The sequence below is a fragment of the Vibrio nomapromontoriensis genome (genome assembly GCF_050337205.1).
Taxonomy (GTDB): Bacteria; Pseudomonadota; Gammaproteobacteria; order Enterobacterales; family Vibrionaceae; genus Vibrio; species Vibrio nomapromontoriensis.
On sequence record NZ_JAKJSS010000012.1, the window covers coordinates 86,748 to 104,919 of the forward strand.

Annotated in this window: 14 protein-coding genes; 7 read left to right on the forward strand and 7 right to left on the reverse strand. The window is 45.0% G+C overall.

Going from position 1 to position 18,172, the window contains the following annotated elements:
- Nucleotides 1–97 precede the first annotated feature (97 nt).
- Together L4D05_RS16310 and L4D05_RS16315 are read left to right on the forward strand one after the other, a co-directional pair.
- Nucleotides 98–1,537 (forward strand): 6-phospho-beta-glucosidase, encoded by a 1,440-nt coding sequence (locus tag L4D05_RS16310; RefSeq protein WP_428794642.1) that lies wholly within the window; start codon nucleotides 98–100, stop codon nucleotides 1,535–1,537.
- A 107-nt stretch (nucleotides 1,538–1,644) separates the two neighbouring features.
- Entirely contained in the window at nucleotides 1,645–2,643 is a 999-nt protein-coding gene (locus L4D05_RS16315) for a LacI family DNA-binding transcriptional regulator (RefSeq protein WP_428794711.1), read from the forward strand.
- Between the two features lie 73 nt (nucleotides 2,644–2,716).
- Here L4D05_RS16315 and L4D05_RS16320 read toward each other — a convergent pair whose 3' ends face one another.
- Together L4D05_RS16320 and L4D05_RS16325 are read right to left on the reverse strand one after the other, a co-directional pair.
- Nucleotides 2,717–3,373 (reverse strand): nitroreductase family protein, encoded by a 657-nt coding sequence (locus L4D05_RS16320; protein ID WP_428794643.1) that lies wholly within the window; start codon nucleotides 3,371–3,373, stop codon nucleotides 2,717–2,719.
- 72 nt (nucleotides 3,374–3,445) lie between these two features.
- Nucleotides 3,446–3,736: a putative quinol monooxygenase gene (locus L4D05_RS16325; RefSeq protein ID WP_265674347.1), complete on the reverse strand. Its 291-nt coding sequence runs from the start codon at nucleotides 3,734–3,736 to the stop codon at nucleotides 3,446–3,448.
- 203 nt (nucleotides 3,737–3,939) lie between these two features.
- Between L4D05_RS16325 and L4D05_RS16330 the strand changes: the two genes are divergently transcribed.
- On the forward strand, nucleotides 3,940–4,872 hold the full coding sequence (locus L4D05_RS16330; protein ID WP_428794644.1) for a LysR family transcriptional regulator: 933 nt from the start codon (nucleotides 3,940–3,942) through the stop codon (nucleotides 4,870–4,872).
- A gap of 78 nt (nucleotides 4,873–4,950) precedes the next feature.
- Here the strand turns inward: L4D05_RS16330 and L4D05_RS16335 are convergent, their stop codons facing one another.
- Nucleotides 4,951–6,804 (reverse strand): hypothetical protein, encoded by a 1,854-nt coding sequence (locus L4D05_RS16335; protein WP_428794645.1) that lies wholly within the window; start codon nucleotides 6,802–6,804, stop codon nucleotides 4,951–4,953.
- 262 nt (nucleotides 6,805–7,066) lie between these two features.
- Here L4D05_RS16335 and L4D05_RS16340 point away from each other — a divergent pair, with 262 nt between their 5' ends.
- Entirely contained in the window at nucleotides 7,067–7,831 is a 765-nt protein-coding gene (locus tag L4D05_RS16340) for a helix-turn-helix transcriptional regulator (protein WP_428794646.1), read from the forward strand.
- 116 nt (nucleotides 7,832–7,947) lie between these two features.
- Nucleotides 7,948–8,679 (forward strand): transglutaminase-like domain-containing protein, encoded by a 732-nt coding sequence (locus L4D05_RS16345; protein ID WP_428794647.1) that lies wholly within the window; start codon nucleotides 7,948–7,950, stop codon nucleotides 8,677–8,679.
- Between the two features lie 133 nt (nucleotides 8,680–8,812).
- On the opposite strand, the gene L4D05_RS16350 is transcribed toward L4D05_RS16345, so the two are convergent.
- Both L4D05_RS16350 and L4D05_RS16355 read right to left on the reverse strand, forming a co-directional pair.
- Entirely contained in the window at nucleotides 8,813–11,890 is a 3,078-nt protein-coding gene (locus L4D05_RS16350; protein ID WP_428794648.1) for an efflux RND transporter permease subunit, read from the reverse strand.
- 151 nt (nucleotides 11,891–12,041) lie between these two features.
- On the reverse strand, nucleotides 12,042–12,812 hold the full coding sequence (locus L4D05_RS16355; RefSeq protein WP_428794649.1) for an efflux RND transporter periplasmic adaptor subunit: 771 nt from the start codon (nucleotides 12,810–12,812) through the stop codon (nucleotides 12,042–12,044).
- A gap of 163 nt (nucleotides 12,813–12,975) precedes the next feature.
- On the opposite strand from L4D05_RS16355, the gene L4D05_RS16360 reads away from it, so the two are divergent.
- Entirely contained in the window at nucleotides 12,976–13,659 is a 684-nt protein-coding gene (locus tag L4D05_RS16360; protein ID WP_428794712.1) for a response regulator transcription factor, read from the forward strand.
- Nucleotides 13,660–13,727: 68 nt separating this feature from the next.
- Entirely contained in the window at nucleotides 13,728–14,936 is a 1,209-nt protein-coding gene (locus L4D05_RS16365; RefSeq protein ID WP_428794650.1) for a sensor histidine kinase, read from the forward strand.
- Nucleotides 14,937–15,067: 131 nt separating this feature from the next.
- On the opposite strand, the gene L4D05_RS16370 is transcribed toward L4D05_RS16365, so the two are convergent.
- Both L4D05_RS16370 and L4D05_RS16375 read right to left on the reverse strand, forming a co-directional pair.
- Entirely contained in the window at nucleotides 15,068–16,423 is a 1,356-nt protein-coding gene (locus L4D05_RS16370; RefSeq protein ID WP_428794651.1) for an 8-oxoguanine deaminase, read from the reverse strand.
- A gap of 185 nt (nucleotides 16,424–16,608) precedes the next feature.
- Nucleotides 16,609–18,030 carry a nucleobase:cation symporter-2 family protein gene (locus L4D05_RS16375; protein WP_428794652.1) on the reverse strand — a complete coding sequence of 474 codons (1,422 nt, stop codon included), beginning with the start codon at nucleotides 18,028–18,030 and terminating at the stop codon, nucleotides 16,609–16,611.
- Nucleotides 18,031–18,172 lie beyond the last annotated feature (142 nt).

The window sequence follows — 18,172 nt, forward strand, 5'->3', positions numbered from 1 at the left end:
TTCAGAAATAGTGTTGACCTTAAAGGCTGGGTGACTTTATTTCGAACCGGCACAAAAAGTACTTCCGGATATATTCCGTTAATTTGGTGAACAAAGTATGAAAACAGATTTTCCTAGCGATTTTTTATGGGGTGGTGCCGTTGCGGCGCATCAGCTAGAAGGCGGTTGGAATGCTAATGGTAAAGGCGTTAGTGTAGTGGATGTTTTGACGGCTGGAGAGCATGGTGTTCAGCGTCGTATTACTAACGGTGTGCTAGAAGGTGAACACTACCCGAATCAAGATGCGGTAGACTTTTATCATCGTTACAAAGATGACATAAAGTTGTTTGCTGAGATGGGGTTTAAATGTTTTCGCACCAGCATTGCTTGGACACGGATTTTTCCAAAAGGGGATGAGCTAGAGCCGTGTGAAGAAGGACTGGCGTTTTATGATGATATGTTTGATGAGCTAATTAAGCACGGCATTGAACCCGTTATCACACTGAGCCACTTTGAGATGCCTTACCACCTAGCGAAAGAATATGGTGGCTGGATGAATCGTAAAGTGATCAACTTCTTTGTTCGTTATTCTACGGTGGTCATGGAGCGATATAAGCATAAAGTGAAGTACTGGATGACGTTTAATGAAATCAATAATCAAGCCAACGTCTCTGCAGATCTATTCGGTTGGATGTGCTCTGGGGTGAAATTCTCAGATTATGATCGGCCACAAGAAGCGATGTATCAAGCGGTTCACCATCAATTTGTCGCGAGTGCGTTAGTGGTGACTAAAGGTCATGAAATCAACCCTGCTATGAAAATTGGTGCCATGTGCGCCATGGTGCCTTTTTATCCACGCTCTTCAAAACCGGCTGATGTGATGTTAGCGCAGCAAGCCATGCGAGATCGGTATTTATTCTCCGATGTGATGGTGCGCGGCCATTACCCAGCTTATGCAAAGCGCGACTGGGCAATGAAAGGATTCAACATTCAGATGCATCCTGAAGACGAAGCTATTCTTAAACAGGGCAAAGCAGACTACCTTGGTTTTAGTTACTACATGTCGAATACGTTGGATTCTACCTCTCATCAATCAACGGAAGAGAGTATGGATGGGGGACATGAAAACTCGGTTGAGAACCCATTTATTGAATCCAGCGATTGGGGGTGGCCCATCGACCCGACTGGCCTGCGTTACTGTCTTGCATCATTATATGAGCGTTATGAGGTGCCATTGTTTATTGTAGAAAATGGCTTTGGCATGGTGGATCACGTGGCGGAAAATGGCAGCATTGAAGATGACAGCCGCATCGATTATTTGCGTGAACATATCGCCGAAATGAAAAAAGCTGTCTGTATTGATGGTGTTGACTTGATGGGTTATACCCCGTGGGGATGTATTGATTTGGTCTCCTTTACCACCGGTGAAATGAAAAAACGCTATGGCTTTATCTACGTTGACAAGCACAATGATGGCTCGGGTAGTCTTGCCAGAACCAAGAAAAAATCATTTAGCTGGTATCAAAGTGTGATTGCGTCAAATGGTGAAACGCTTTAGGTTAATCTGAACTCATATCGTTAAATCATAACGTTAAATCACAGAGTACGCCCGCGGTAAGTGGGCGTTTTTAATCAAACAAAGAGGTCTTGGTGGTGAAAGTAACGATGCTGGATGTCGCCAGTGAGGCTGGTGTTTCTAAATCGACGGTCTCTCGGGTATTGAACCGGAAAAATATCGTGAGACCAGATGTTGTGAAACGTGTCTTTGATGCGATTCAGAAAACGGGTTATCGCCCCAATATTCTGGCGCAGAATCTTGCCATGAGGAAAACCAACTTCATTGGTTTTGTTATGAGTAACGTCCTATTTGATGGCCCTTATTTTTCAACGTTGATGAATCACGCAGCTTCATTTTGCGAAGAGTCGAACCACCAGTTAGTGATGACGGATGGGAAACACAGTAAAGCAGAGGAAAGGGACGCTATTAACTTTCTTTTGGATATGAAATGTGCCGGCATCATTGTTTATTCAAAATATCTGAACGAAAAAGAGCTCGGGGAAATCATTAGCCGTACCACTACGCCGATCATGGTGTTGAATCGCCCTGTCTCCGAACACCCTCAACACGCGATTACAACCAATCATTATCAAAGTGCATATTTAATGATGGAGCACTTAGTGCAAAACGGTCATCGCAGCATTGCTATTATTCGTGGTAACCCAAACTCAGGCACAGATCAACAGCGTTATCGCGCCTATAGAGAGGTATTGGAAAAACATGGTTTACCCATTGATAAAGAACTGGAGCAATGCGGAAACTGGGCGTTGAAAGGAGGCTATTTAGCCGCAGTACGGTTACTTGAGTGTGATCGACGACCGTCAGCAATACTGGCTTGCAATGATGATATGGCGATGGGTGCCATGCGTGCATTCAGTAATGCAGGCTTGTCATTACCTGAAGAGATATCAATTGCAGGTTTTGACAACAGCAATATGGGCGAGTATTTATCACCAAGCTTGAGCTCGGTCAGTGTACCGTTGGGCAATATGGTTAAGGTGGCGATACTACGGATATTGGGAGAGAATGAACGAGCCCAATTAATTTCAATATCGGGCTCGCTAGTGATTAGAGAGTCAATTAAGTCACTGACAGCGCCAGAGTAGCCATCGTTTAAGGGATGATTCGAACCATTGTTCAAATTAACTATTTTGGCGGAAGTAACGGCACTCTAAACGGTTATAAGACCGTTAATACGGCTTCGCGGCTTAAGCGCGATTTAGGCAGGGATGCATTGTAATCTTCATCCGCATGGTGATACCCCATCGCTAAAGCAACATCACATTGGTAACCCCTCAACTCCTCTCTAAACAGCTCTGTGATCATCTCTGAATCGACGCCTTCCATAGGCGTTGAATCAATACCTAAGCGGGCTAAAACATGCATGGTATTACCGAGCGCAAGGTAGGTTTGCGCTTTCGTCCATGTTGACGTGTTGCCGGTTTCATCGGTGTTCAATTCAGCAAACGCAAAACCGCCAAAGGCTTGTTCACGTTGTTCGGGTGCCGTACGGCCATCTTCAATCCCTTTATCAACGACTTTTGCATAATCATCACGGGTGTAGCTTGGGTGGTATGCGAACAAAATAATATGTGACGCGGCTTTGATGTGTGGCTGATTAAATTGATGCTTGTTGACAAACGTATCGTGCATGCGTTGCTTAGCCTCATCGCTTTCAATGACAATAAACTTCCACGGCTGTGAGTTAATAGATGAAGCCGATAGGCGTATTGCCTCGTAAATCACCTCTAGTTCGTCTTGAGGGATACGCTTTGTCGCATCGTAGCGTTTAGCGGTATAACGTTGCTCTAAATCAGCAATGATGGGATGTGTCATGGTCATCTCCGAAATGAAAATAGTTAGGAATAGAAAGCGTTAGAAATAAAAGTAGTCGAAGTTCTGACTGCATTACCCAATACGAGTCATCTCATTGAGTGTAAAGCTGGCAACGGCACCTTCGGTTGCCGTCTTGTATTTCGCAATGTGAGCGCTACGCAAATGCGCTTGTAACAGCTCGGGTGACGTCCAGTTTTCATAAAACGTAAAGTGCGCAGGGTTGTTATTATCTTGGTGCAAGTCGTAATTGATGCAGCCTTCTTCGGCGCGCGTTGCGTCAATAAGTGCTAATAATTCGGATTTAACCAATTCAATTTTATCTTCGTTAGCGATGATATTGGCAACAATAGTTAATGACGTCATAGTCTGTTCTCGTCTTCTTAAGGCGCAGTAATAAGCGGCTTATGAGTATGGATAAAGTGTTTGTGTCGAAACATAGTAATAGTAAGATTGATAGTTATAAAGAGGCTATAATTTGAATTATTATCAAAAATTATTTGATAATAAGCGTGAAGCAAGTGGTGCGGAGCATCATCTAATCAAACCGAGAGAGCAGGGGTAGGTAAATGCTACTTGAAGATTTACACGTTATCTTAAAGGTGGCGGAGTTTCGCAGTATCACAGCAGCTGCAACTAATCTTGATATGAGAACTGCCACCGCCAGTGCCGCGGTAAAACGTGTTGAAGCGTCACTTGGTGCGGAGCTATTTGTTCGCACCACACGTCATTTACGACTTTCTGCTGCGGGTGAACGGTATCTGCCACAGTGTGAGCAAGCCGTGAAAATGCTTCAACAGGCGAAGCTCAATATGCGAGAAGAGCTTGGTATCATTGACGGCGAAGTGCGAATAGCCATGTCTTCTGATTTAGGGCGTAATATCGTGGCCTCTTGGCTCGACGACTTTTTACTTGAATACCCGAAGGTGTCTCTACGTACCCATATTAGTGACAGCAATATTGATTTTTATCGAGATGCCGTTGATATGGCGTTGCGCTATGGGCCCAAATTAGACTCGAATCTATACGGATTTAAGATTAGTGATGCGCCAAGGGTACTATGTGCCAGTCCAAAATATTTGGCTGAATATGGTACCCCGCGAACGCCACAGGACTTACTGAATCACAACGCGCTGTTCTACCAATTACACGATATTATACAAGACGAGTGGGCGTTTAATGACGGCGAACGAGATTATAAAATTAAGTTAAAGGGCAATAGAGCCTCTAATGACAGCGATTTTGTACGACGTTGGTGTGTAGAAGGAAAAGGTATCGCGTTTAAGTCATGTATCGATATGTCGAGTGATTTGCTAGCAGGGCGAGTGGTCAATTTGATGCCAGAATATAAACCGACGCCATCAGAATTATGGTTGGTTTGCCCAAGTCGCCAATCGATAACACCCACTGTACGTCTATTGCGAGATCGGTTTAGAGATAAGAGTCAGGCGATATTAACCAAGCTTATAGAGAAAGGGGTATTTGGTTCAAACGGAATTTGATGGCTTAACAGGTATTATTTTATTAGTTAAAAGCCGAGCTTCATAGTAAAGCTCGGCTTTTAGATTGCGGCTGACTCACTACTTTAGCGGTGAGTCACTATCTTGGGAAACATAGTAATTGTTGATGACGCGTCCATATGGATCGAACGCTGAATGGAAGACACGAACCACATCTTGGTTGAGTGTTTCGCTCACACTAGTTTGTCCTGAGTTTATCGTGATCCGTGTTCCTGAGCCGATGTGAGATGGGAAGTACACATAGATATCACCTTCAACAACGAACGGATTTGTTCGGCTCCAATCATAAAAGAAAGAAGGTGCGGTGCCATTAATCGCATCTAATCTGGCAATATAAGGTGACATAACCTCCTTATTTTCTGGAGCTTGCGTTAGAAATATGGTTTTACTTATGGTTTTTGAGTCATAGACATAAGTCGCGGTGTAGGTTGAGTTGTTTTTGATATTATTCTGCGCAATATCAATCGGGTAGCCATCCAGTAGCCCACTGATTTGATTTGTACTGTCTACAAGATGGCAGCTCTTGTTGGTTGGGTCCCTAAAGATTTTATCAAGCTTAATATTTGCGCTGGTCGGGGATGTGACCGTGATGTATTGCAGTCCATCAAAAACATCGCTGACACTTGGTAAGCCACTAATGAAGTCACTCGAACCCCATTGCCAGTCACCTCTATCAAGCTCATCGGTGCAATTGCGCATCGCTAAAAAACCAGTGGTTTCAAATACCCAGTTGAATGCTTCTTGCGGTACCCAGTTGTAACCCGCTGGTGCCGTGTTTAACTTATACAAAGCATAAAATGAAGTAGGGAATGGTTCGTTATCCCCGAGAAACTTCAGTTCGCCATCAATAATTTCAAACCAAGCTTGGTCACGAGCAACACTGGATTGTGTACTCGCTTCAAATGCAGTGGTGTAACCCAGTAAATAGCGAGACTTTTCTGGCTGACTATCCAGTAGCACGATGTCGCGATAACGATTTAAGGTGTTATCATTTTCGTTGGGAAGAATATCAAAGTAGCTGCTATGCAATTGACTTGCATCGCTACCAAACCAATGTGCGGAAGGTGCCAAAAGGCTATTGAAGTGAGCTTCATCATCTTTAAGTAGAATCATCTCTTCCAAGATATTATGACCTTGATGAATTATGCGAAGTTCATGCTGCAATATGTCTTGGTTACTGTCCACAGGGATAAGAGAACGATCGCTCCAACTTTCAGCATAAGGCAGTTCCACTTGGTAAGCCTTGTTTGGTAGGTAGTGTAATATGGCTTTGTCTCGTTGATAATCAACGCTTAGAGTGGAGAGTACGGCGTCAAGTTGAGTGAAATCAGCATCATAAGGAGTGGTAAAAATGTCGATGTGCTCATCAATATTACCTGCAATGAGTAATGGTTTTAGCACTTGTAATAGTTCACTTTGCGCTTCGTTTATCGCCTCGCGAGTTAATTCACCTTGGTAGTCGACAAAGTTATCAAACACTACGCTTGCGTCAGTCTTTGCCGCTCGGCTGATAACGAGTCGTGTTAATGGTGACAAGTTCACCTGACGATTGGTGTCGTCAAGCACCAGAGAATATTCACTGGCTGGCTTAATGCCATGAACACCCTCTATTTTGAGTAATAAAGGGTAACGGAGTTGATCGCTCTCTTTGATAGTGAATTTACCGCTATCAAAGACGTCAATGAATGTGTTGCCTATCGAAAGGTGACTTGGATGAATAGATTCATCAGATAGGCTATTCGTATGGTTCGAGTGGGAAGCTTGTAGGATCGTAACTGTGCCTTTGATCGCACCACCCTGGGAGGCTAGGCCATTGATCACCGAATGTGTGCTAGGAGAGGATGTCGATTCTGACTTACAGCCAGACAAAATGAGGGCAGTCACTAAAACTGCGGTAATTGTCTTTTGTTTCATGGTTTTGTTCTATCCGAGAATAAGTTCTGTCCGAAAAAAGTGCTATCCGAAAAAAGATGATATGTAGCGAAAACAGATGTGCCAGCGTAGCCTATTTTGTTAGCCGTATTTGCGGGCAGCGGATTTTATATCAATGATATAGAGCAGGCGAGATAAACGATTTCACTCGGATTAATTTCACCATAACGTAGGATTAGGCTGACTTTGATATAAGCGCGACAGACGCAGTCGAACAGGTCTAACGGATATTTAAGGAAGAAAAATGCGACAGCCTAAGGTTTGGATAAGAGCTGGGATCGTGATTATGTATGGTGCTTCAATCGATGCGAGCTACCATCGCCATCATGCGATACAACTTGTGTGGCCTAAGCCGGGAAGACGTTGCATGGTCAACTCGCTAGAGATAACAACGCCGGTCATCATTCCCTCTAATAAAGAGCATCAATTGCAGATGGAAGAGGGTTGGATTTTGCTGGTGGAGCCAAGCAGCACGCTTGGAGAGGCGCTTTGTGATCGAGTAGTAAAATTATCTGTCACGATGCTCTCTGATTTTATTTGCTCTGATTCGAGTGTTCAATGGGACAGCCCTATTAATGCCAGTGATGATATCGGTTCGCTACTTACTCCTTTATTCGCCTATTTTGAACAGCCTATCTCTTCGCCACTTATTAATGATAGTCGAGTGATTGATAGTCGAATCAAACGCTTAATCAATGAGCTTAACCAATGCTTAGGGACGACGTGTCTGAAACCTAATACATGGCGTGCTAGTGATGTGGCAGCCACATTAGCATTGTCAGAAAGCCGATTTTTGCATTTGTTCCGTCAGGAGTTAGGGGTGCCATGGCGACCTTATTTATTATGGTGTCGGATGTTGTGTGCGGTTGAAGCTGTGTTTAATGGACAGTCAGCGACAGACGCAGCTTATATGGCAGGGTTTGCAGATAGCGCTCACTTGAGTCGAACTTTTCGCAAAACCTTTGGGATGACGATTCGACAAGCAAAAATACTCTTTCAAACATCGTAGTGTTTAATGGGCACTGGCTCCCTTCTTCCTCGGCATTCATCATATAGCCAGTTTATTCAATTCTTCTAAAAAGTGCTTGGTTACTCTAAGGGTATATTCAGTGACCGGAGTAACCTATGAACGAGTTATCTCAAGCTTATTTGCAACCCACGCCGATGTTGGATTTTTTACATGATGACATCCAAAAATTGATTGACGAAAAACAATGGAAAACCTTGTCTCGCTATGATGCGATTGGTGCAATTTATCACTTTGTTCGTGACGATATTCGTTTTGGCTACAATAGTGACGACCGTCTTGCTGCGAGCCAAGTATTAAAAGATGGTTATGGGCAGTGCAACACCAAAGGTACGTTATTAATGGCGCTCCTTCGCTCTGTGGGTATTGAAACCAGACTACATGGCTTTACGATTTATAATGAACTGCAACGAGGCGCTATTCCTACGGCGATTTTTCGTGTGGCTCCAGAGCGAATTATTCATAGTTGGGTGGAAGTTTACCAAGAAGGGCGTTGGATTAATTTAGAAGGTTACATATTAGATAGTGGATATCTAAGGCAGGTACAACAGCGTTTTGCCGCGCAACAAGACGCCTTTTCAGGCTATGCAATATCGACAAAAAATTTGGCTCAGCCAAATGTCGATTGGAAGGGCGGTGATACCTATATACAGAGTGAAGGTATTGCCGATGATTTTGGTGTGTACCCGCAACCGGATGACTTTTATTCTAAATATGGCAGTAATTTATCCGGGGTCAAAAAAGTATTATATCGTTACGTATTGCGCCACATTATGAACCTAAATGTCAGCCGTATTCGTTTGAGAGGGATTGGACAAAGGACGTCGTAATATGTGCGTAGTTGGGTTCAAATGGTTTTTGGAACTAGCTTTGGAAGTGTTATGTGAGCGCTGCTGCGGTTAGACGTTTCGAGCAGCGCTATAAGTTAGCGATATTGGTTAGGGTCGCTTTAGCGGATTTTACTTATTGGTAATTGGTAATTGGTAATTGGTTATTACTTGTTGGCTGTTGGCTATTGGTGACAGGAGAGATGTCGCTTATGACCTTAGGTCGCGCACAAAGTGCATATAGACAAGGTATGACAATTAATACAATCGGTAATGAGAGCAGCAATCCATACCCAAGCGTTAATGACATCGGCCCCATATAGACATCGGTACCGCCAATACCGTAAGCCAATGGCAGTAAGCCTACCACGGTTGTGATTGATGTCAGGACGATAGGCCTGAAGCGGCTTGCTGCGGCTTCAACAATCGCGTGAGTGACAGAGAAACCCTCTTGTTGCAGTTCGTTAATACGGTTGACGAGAACCAGAGCGTTATTGACCACGACCCCAGCCATCCCCAATATTCCAACCAAAGCAAATAACGAAATAGGCTGCATGTGGAGAAATAGCGCCATTAATGCAGAGACAATAGCAAACGGAATGACGGCCATGATCAATAGCGGCTGTAACAACGACCCAAACATAATGGCGAGCACAAAATAGATGCCAATCATTGCAGCAGGAAAAGCGACAAAGAAGCCAGACATGGTTTCGTCGGTGTTCTCTGCTTCACCACCAACATCGAGTCTTACGCTTGTTCCTACCTTTTGTGTTAACGCTTGAGTCAGTTGCTGACTGAGTGCTCCGGAGCTTAGGTTGTCATCGATAATCTGCGCGCTAACTAATATTTGGCGATCGCCGTTGTAGTGGAGAATTTCTCGTGGCGCTTGAATTTCTTGAACTTTTGCTAAACGGTTGAGTGGCACTTTTACCCCTGAAGGTGTGGTGATTTTAGTGGTGGCGAGCTTGTCGAGATTGCGATATTTTTCATCCAGTATCACGCGCAGCTTCACTTCTTCGTCGCCAATCCATGTTGATGTCACCGTATCACCATCAAACGCAATGCGCAGCGTGTTAGCAAGATCTTGCACGGTTAAATTGTAGCGCGCTAGCCACTCGTATTGTGGTAATACTTGTAATTGTGGATCGGTCAACGCTTCGTTATGAGTGACGTTATCAAGCCCACTGTGCTGGCTCATCCAATCCATGACAAGGTCCAATGCTTGTTCGCGCTCTTGCTGGTTATTGCTGATGATGCGAATTTCTACCGGCTCACCGGGAGGGGGACCACCTGCATCTACCGTAAATTTTACAAAATTGATACTGGTCGAGTTGGTCAATTCGTGGCTGAGCGAGTCGGCGATATCATTGGCGGTTCGTGTACGTTGATCAACATTTGTCAGCGTGATCAACCCACGGCTCACAGGGCTGGAGTACGTGATTTGATGCGAGACGACTTCATTGCTTGGTAATGCTGCGATAGCGTTCTCTAAGTCCGCATGGGTTTGGCGGACTTTATTGAGCGGGGTGCCCGGAGTAATCTCTGTGTAAATTTCAATGTATTTGGCCGCATCACTTGGGAAAATGTCGAGCTTTAGGGTGGTTAATAGCGCTGAGCTGCCCACAAGGCACGTAAGTGCGAGCACTAAAATGCGTTTTTTACGAGCTAAACAGTAGCAAAGTATCGCTTTGTAGCGCTGAATGAGTGCTGTGAAGCGCGTATTGTTCGAACCATTCCTCGGGGGGCTATCGAGAGATGTAGCCAAATGTGCAGGCAGAGTAAAGGTACATTCTGCCAGTGAAAATAAAAGCGCGGTAATGACAGTGATAGGAATAACAATGATGGCTTTGCCCATGGTGCCTGGAATAAAAAACATAGGGATGAAAACCAGCGCCGTTGTTGTCAAGCTGGCAATGATGGGGCGAATGACGTTCTGAACCCCCAAGGTCGCCGCTTCAACGCCAGACTTCCCTTGTTCTTTTTGTTGATAAATACTCTCGGCGACGATGACTGAATCATCGACAATAATACCAATTACCAGAAGCAAAGCCGCAAGGGTAATACTGTCTAGATTCATGCCAAGTGCGGGTAAGACGGCCATGACCCCAAGTACACAAAATGGAATGGAGACGGATACCCAAAAGGCGACTTGGCGTTTCAATATCATACTTAGAACAATAAGAACCAGAATGAGCCCAACTCCACCATTGGTGGTGACGATGGAGAATTTTTCTGCCATATCATCCGCTAGGTTTAAAGTAATCGGAAAGCTAAACTGACCTTCTAGGCGTGTATTCTCTTGATCTAAAATTGTTTTTACGCGGTCGATAGTGGCAATAATGTCCGCACTGGCATTTTTGCTGATGGAGAATACCACGGCGTTCTGCCCATCCACCATACCCAGCTCAGTGGCTTTCTCAAACCCATCGGAGACTTGAGCAACATCCCCCAATCGGATCATTTCACCGGTGGGCAAGACATCGATGATGGTGTTGGCGAGCTCTTCAACCGTGTGAATTTGCGTGAGGGTAACAATGCGTTGGTCGTTGTCCCACGACTCCACAATCCCCCCAGAAAGTGACAGGCTACGCGTATTAATCGCGGCAATGACATCATTAAAGGTTAATTGATATCGAAGTACCTTGGTTGGGTCAACCTCAATCCAAAACTCTCTCTCGGTGTAGCCGTCCAGACGCACGTTTCCGACACCGGGGACTGATCTTAACCGCTTTTCAAGTTCACGAGTGTATTGCTGTAATGCGTGATTATCGAGCGTTGTTACTACGCCGAATGTCATCACATCGAAAGAGGAGGTGTCCTTTTGGACGACTAACGGAGGGTTCGAGATATCTTTTGGTAGACCTCGAACACGATCCACGGCTTGTTGAATATCACGAACCGTCTTATTGACCTCATAACTTTCATCGAGCTCGATGTTGATATAAGACTGGCCATCAAAAGACTGAGAGTAGTAGGTTGTGAGCCCTTGAATCGACTTCAGCTCTTTCTCAATTTTGTTGGTGATGTTTAACTCAATATCTTGCGAGGATGCCCCCGGATATTGTGTCGTGATCTCGACTTCCGCAAATGCCACGTCAGGGAGTTCTTGAAGCTTGAGAATGCTTACTGCTCCGGTGCCGATAAGTAATACCATAATGGTAATGATGCGAGCGAGAAAGCTGAGATTGGCAAAATAAGCGAGAAAACCGTTCATTTTGGGCCCCTATTTATTGGCGAGTTATTTATTGGATTGATTAAGTTGACCGTCATTGAGTTATGTTCTTAATGCAGAGCTTGCTAAAGTAATCAAGTAATCAAGTAATCAAGTAATCAAATAAGTGAATAAGACATTCTATTCACGAAGATCAGTGGGACTTAAATACCGTAGTGGCATGCACTGACATTCCTGGTTTAAAGTGATGCTCAAGGTTGTCGATATTCACTTCTATCGGATACGCGAATGTTGTTGTGTCTAATTCCACCCCGATTCGATTGATGGTGGCGACGACTTTGTGGCTTGGGTTAGCCTCTGCCCAAAACTGAATGGGTTGACCTACATGCAGCTCGTTTAAATCGTATTCACTGGCGAGTAAGCGAACATTAAGCTTGTCGATATTCGTCAATACATATAGTTGATGGCCTTGGCTGACCCAGCTACCTTCGTCGACATTTCGAGTGACGACGTAGCCGTCAATAGGGGAGGGTATGGTTGTATTTTTTAAATCGAGTCGTGCTTTTTCAAGCTCAATCTTCGCTAGAGCCACACTGGCTTGAGAGGCTGCGAAATCCGCCTTTGCTACGTCCAATTCGTTTTGAGACAAACTGTTTTTGGCGCGTAGCGATTGGTAGCGAGAATAGGTCGCTTTATTTATATTTAGATCCGCTTCAACTAACGTGACATTTGCCTGTTGCTTTGCCACTTCGAGCTTAAAATCTTGGTCTTTGATGGTGGCGAGTGTCGAGCTTGGCATGACTCGATCACCCACTTGCCATTGGGTAGTTTCAACTACACCACTCACTTCAGAAACAACATGAATAGAATTCTTGCTCGTGGTTTTTCCTATTAGCTCAACGGCTAATGTTTGAGGTGCCCATAATTGGGTTCCAATAATCGCAATGACAAAAGAGGTCTTCATGGTTAACTCCACGTTTGATTTTGTACCATTGTGAAGCCAGTAATGTCGATTTTATGTCAAATGCCATTGAGCGTAGTTTGTCCTCCATAATTTGGGTGATTCGACATTATTTCGACATGTTTTACTTATAATGAGTAGAACGGTTATCGATGGGGAAAGTGTCATGCTCGCGGGAAGACGAATATTAGTCGTGGAAGACAACGAAGAGCTTCAAGGTATTCTTGCGGACTTCTTAGAATTTAAAGGTGCAGAAGTAGACTTTGCGGATAATGGCGAGATGGGATTGGAACTTGCGCTGAACCATGAGTTTGATGTCATTATCTTAGATGTAATGATGCCTAAAAAGGATGGGATGCAGGTTGCTAGTGAGCTGCGTCAAAGTGGCCTATGTACACCAGTTCTGATGTTGACGGCGCTGAATGGTCAGGATGACTTACTTGCGGGTTTTGAAAATGGTGTAGATGATTTCATTAGTAAGCCGTTTCAATTTGCTGAACTAGAAGTGCGTTTGAGTGCGTTGATTAAACGTTTTCGAGGTGAGGTTGCGCAATCTTTACTTCAGTTCGGCGATCTGATTATTGATCAAAAAACTCATCAAGTAACGAGAGGAAATCACGCTATTTCAGTGACTCATGCCACTTATCAGATTTTATTGACCTTAACGAAAGCACGTGGAGAAGTGGTGTCTAGAGAAGCATTGAGTTACCAATTGTGGGGTGATGATATTCCAGATAAAGATGTGTTACGAAGCCACATTTACTTATTAAGGAATGCACTGGACAAGCCATTTGAACATTCAATGTTGGTGACAGTTCCAAAGTTCGGCTTCAAGCTGGTGGCCGTGTGAACTGGTTAAAGCGCAGGTTTAAAAAGCGCTCGCGCAACTCTATTCAAGAGGTCAAAGCACGACTGATTATGACTTTTTCAGTCATGGCTCTGTCTTCGTCGTTTTTGGTATTTCTGGCATTTTCCATTTATCTAGTAGTGAATGAGGATAATCAAATTGAACACTATTTAGTTTCATTTGAGCAAGTTGCGATTCAGCATTATGCGTTAGATAGCCGTGACGTCGCCTCTATCAGCCCGAATGTGACGGCGTATTACAGCCAAGAAGCGCTCAGTGATAAATTGAAGGCTCAGGCGCCTTATTCGCTCAATGAGATCACTCGATATGATCGTCTGAGTGAAGATGGGTTTCTCGTTTTTCATACTCAATTTATCGATCAATCTGGAACGCTAAGGCCTCTATACTTGAGTGTGGGTATGCGGGCCATGGATTTTGGTGATGACAGTTGGGATGCCTTGATGTTAATCGCCTTAGGGTTGATGTTAGTGTTGATTGCATTTTTACGCTTTTCTTTGCAGCGGATGTTCGAAGGGTTGATGTCACCCATATCAGATTTGAGTGAGCAACTGCGGTCAGGGCAATCACAGGACTTTATCGTGCCTATGCATGCGATAGATGAAGTCAAACAGCTTGCCGCGCATTTAAATAGCTACAATCAAATGAAGGATCGTCTGGTAAAGCAGGAGTTGATGTTTGCCAAGTACGCCAGCCATGAACTAAAAACCCCGATAGCAATCATTCTTGGCGCAGCAAACTTACAGGCGATGAAAGACGATCGAGATTTTCAAACTAAGCAGCGAAATCGAATTATTCACGCAGCAGACAACATGCAAGCCACTGTGGAGATATTGCTGAATATTGTTAAACAAGAAAACGCAGAACATAAGGAGACATTCAGCCCATTTTCTTTTTCTGATATTGATCTGAGTAAGTCACTTAATAAATTGTCACCGGACGTTAAATTTACACTGCAAATAGCGGACAATACCGAGCTTAACTTTCCCCCTGCCGTTCTAAACATGTTGTTGAAAAATCTAGTGGAAAACGCAGTGCGTTTTACCGAACAAGGTGAAATTACGGTGGAAATATTGGAGCAAACCATAACCGTGCGGGATTCGGGTTGTGGAGTGAGCATGCACAATGAAACAGAGCATGGACTAGGGTTGTTAATAGTGAACCGATTATGCGCTAGCTATGGGTGGACATTTAGCCTTAGCAATAATAGTCATCAAGCGGGATGTACCGCTCGGTTACAACGGTTGAAACAGACGCAGTAGTTTCGGAAAAGTCGACAGATAAAAGGGCGTGACGTTTTGTTTCTATCGATCCCTTTTTATCTGTCGACACCCTTTTGAGCTCCTTGTTATCCCAGATGCTAGCCGAGAATGGTGTGATGGATTATCACCTATTACCGAGAAAGCAATCGTAGTCGAATCGCAGCCGCTTTATGGCGTTCAATTAGGTGACGAATATCGACGTCAACTACTTGACCATCTGTCACTCGCCATTGTCCTGCGACCATTACACGGTCTGCTTGCTGAGCTCCGCAAAGTAGCAGAGCAGCGAGCGGATCGTGACTACCAGAAAAACGAATATCGTCCAGTTTGAACATGGCGATATCCGCTTGTTTGCCTACGTCCAAAACACCAATATCTTCGCGTCCCATCGCTTGTGCAGAACCTTTTGTTGCCCACCGGAGCGCGTCAAAATGGGTGACTTTGCTCGACCCGTAACGCAATCTTTGCAAGTACATGGCCATTCTTACTTCTCCAATTAGGTTTGAACCGTCATTGGAGGCGGAACCGTCAACACCAAGCCCGACCTTGACGCCTGCGGCCTCAAGTTCGTTATTTTTACATATACCAGAGGCCAACATCATATTGGAGGTAGGACAATGACAAACCCCGATTTTAGCGTTGCCAAGTCGAACAATCTCGTCGCTATTGAAATGGATACCATGCGCGAGCCAAGTTCGATGGTTGAGCCAACCTACATCCTCTAAATAGTCGACCGGGCGCATGCCAAATGTGCGTATGCAAAAATCTTCTTCATCAATAGTTTCACAAAGGTGCGTGTGCAGCATAACGGAGTCACGTTTTGATAAGCGAGCTGACTCTTTCATCAAGTCGGTTGTGACAGAGAATGGTGAACACGGCGCAAGTGCTATTTGGGTCATCGCGCCCTCACTGGGGTCGTGATACGTTTTTATAAGGCGCTCACTGTCATCAATAATGGCTTGTTCAGTTTGTATCGTGGTTCGAGGAGGAAGCCCTCCTTGGTCTTCGCCTAAGCTCATTGATCCGCGAGTCAAAATCGCCCTAATACCTAACTGGTTAGCAACCTCAACCTGGATATCGATGGCGTGTTCTAACTGATCTGGAAATAGGTAATGGTGATCTGAAGCGGTGGTGCAACCCGACATCAGCAGTTCAACCAAGGCAAGCTCAGTCGCGGTAGCCAGCATGTCAGCGTCTAGGTTGGCCCAAACTGGGTACAAACTTTTTAGCCACGGAAACAGTTCTTGGTTTAGCGCGTCTGGATAGGCCCGGGTCAGGGTTTGATAAAAATGGTGATGCGCATTGATTAAGCCTGGAATAACGACGTGCTCGCTTGCATCGACAATATAATCAATACGGTGCTGCGGACTTTCGCCTGAAGCAATAAGTTCAACAACATGCGAACCTTTCACGACAATGCCACCGTTAGCATCTTTGTCAGTTCCTGTGTATACCGCAAGAGGATTTTTAATCCAAATAGTGTCCATTCATACTTGTCCTTAGCCATCTCAACCTTTGCAGGGGAGAGGGTCTTTGTGCTTGTTTATGGGTATCCGGGTGGGTGTACTAGGGTAATTCCGTATGGGCTATCGCTTGTCTATTATAGCGGGTCAGAATGTGACTGAACTGACCCGCAAGCGATGGCTTGGAAATAACCAATGATACGATATTGCTAGTGATTTGAACTGGCTTTGCCATGAGTCTCCAATGGGGGGCTTGACGTGTCCAATTGAGATTCCTCCTGTCGCTGATGTTCAATTTCTTCTTCCACTTGTGCCTGACTTTCTACTAAGGCTTCTTGGACCTCTTTCATCGAGGATTTTGGCAGAAGCTGGTGTAGCAACACGGTGATGATAGTGCCTGTCGTGATACCAGAATGGAAGAAGTTAGCGATCTCATGAGGCAGGTGCTGCAAGAGTCTTGGTTCAAATGTGACGGCAAGACCAGACCCTAAACCAATGCAGATCACCAAGGCATTCCTTTTGGTGTCCGCGGCTTTGATGAGCATTCGAATACCCGCGTAGGCAATCATACCGAACATAACAAAGCCCACACCGCCTAATACTGGCTTGGGAATGGTGACCGCTAGAGCCGCTAGTTTGGGGAATAATCCCCCCAGAATAAGTAACGCGCCTGTAGCCGCTACGACGTATCGACTTGCCACGCCAGTAATGCCGACAATGCCAACGTTTTGGCTAAAAGAAGCCAGTGGCATCGCGGTTAGACAAGCAGCAAGCGTACTGCCTAACCCGTCGCCAAGTAGGCCTCGTTTTAAGTCTTTACCTGATACCTTGCTATGGCAGTTTGCCCCGAGCGCCATGAAGTCCCCAGTAGCTTCTGCGATGACGACAATGTACACCAAACTCATACTTACGATGGCGCCTACAGAGAATGAAAATCCATATTTAAACGGTTCTGGTCCGCTGACCCAAGCCGCTGACGTGATTTGCTCAAGGTTCACCATGCCCATAGAAAGCGCCACGATATAACCACCAGCCAGCCCGATAACAATCGCAGAGGCTGCAACGGCACCTTTGCAAAAAACAGTGACAGCGACAACAATGCCTAATGAGGTTGCAGCAAGAAAAAGCTTCGGCAAGGTGGCAAAGTCAGCGCTTACCGCTGGAGCATCGCCGACCCAGTTCATGGCGACTGGTAGTATGGTTAATCCGATCAGCGTTACCACTACTCCACTGACGACGGTTGGAAAGAGTTTTCTTACTTTTTCCATGTAGAAACTGGCCAGTATCACCACGAATGACCCGACGAGCGCTGCGCCCATAATGGCGGCCACACCTCCTTCTTTGCCGACGGAAATGGCCACACCGAGAAATGCAAAACTGGAGCCCATGACGACGGGTAGTTTGATCCCGACAGGGCCAATACCGACACATTGTACAATGGTCACGATACCCGAAACCAAAAGAGCGGCATTAATGAGGCTAACAATTTCATTATTAGGAAGCCCAATGGAGGCGCCGACAATGAGAGGAACGGCAACAATGCCCCCAATAGAGGCAAGCATGTGCTGGAGCGCGAGCAAAAACGTAATACTATGAGGTGGTTTCTCGTTGAGAGAATAAAGAAGTTTCATGTACATATCCTTTACTGAACGCGGTGCGAATATTGAACGCGGTACGGACAGTGCGTAGTGAGCACGACAAAGACTTCTACAAACTGCGTAGGGCCAAGAAATAGAGGGCTGGGTGCCCTCTACGGTTCGAGATTGTTGCGTT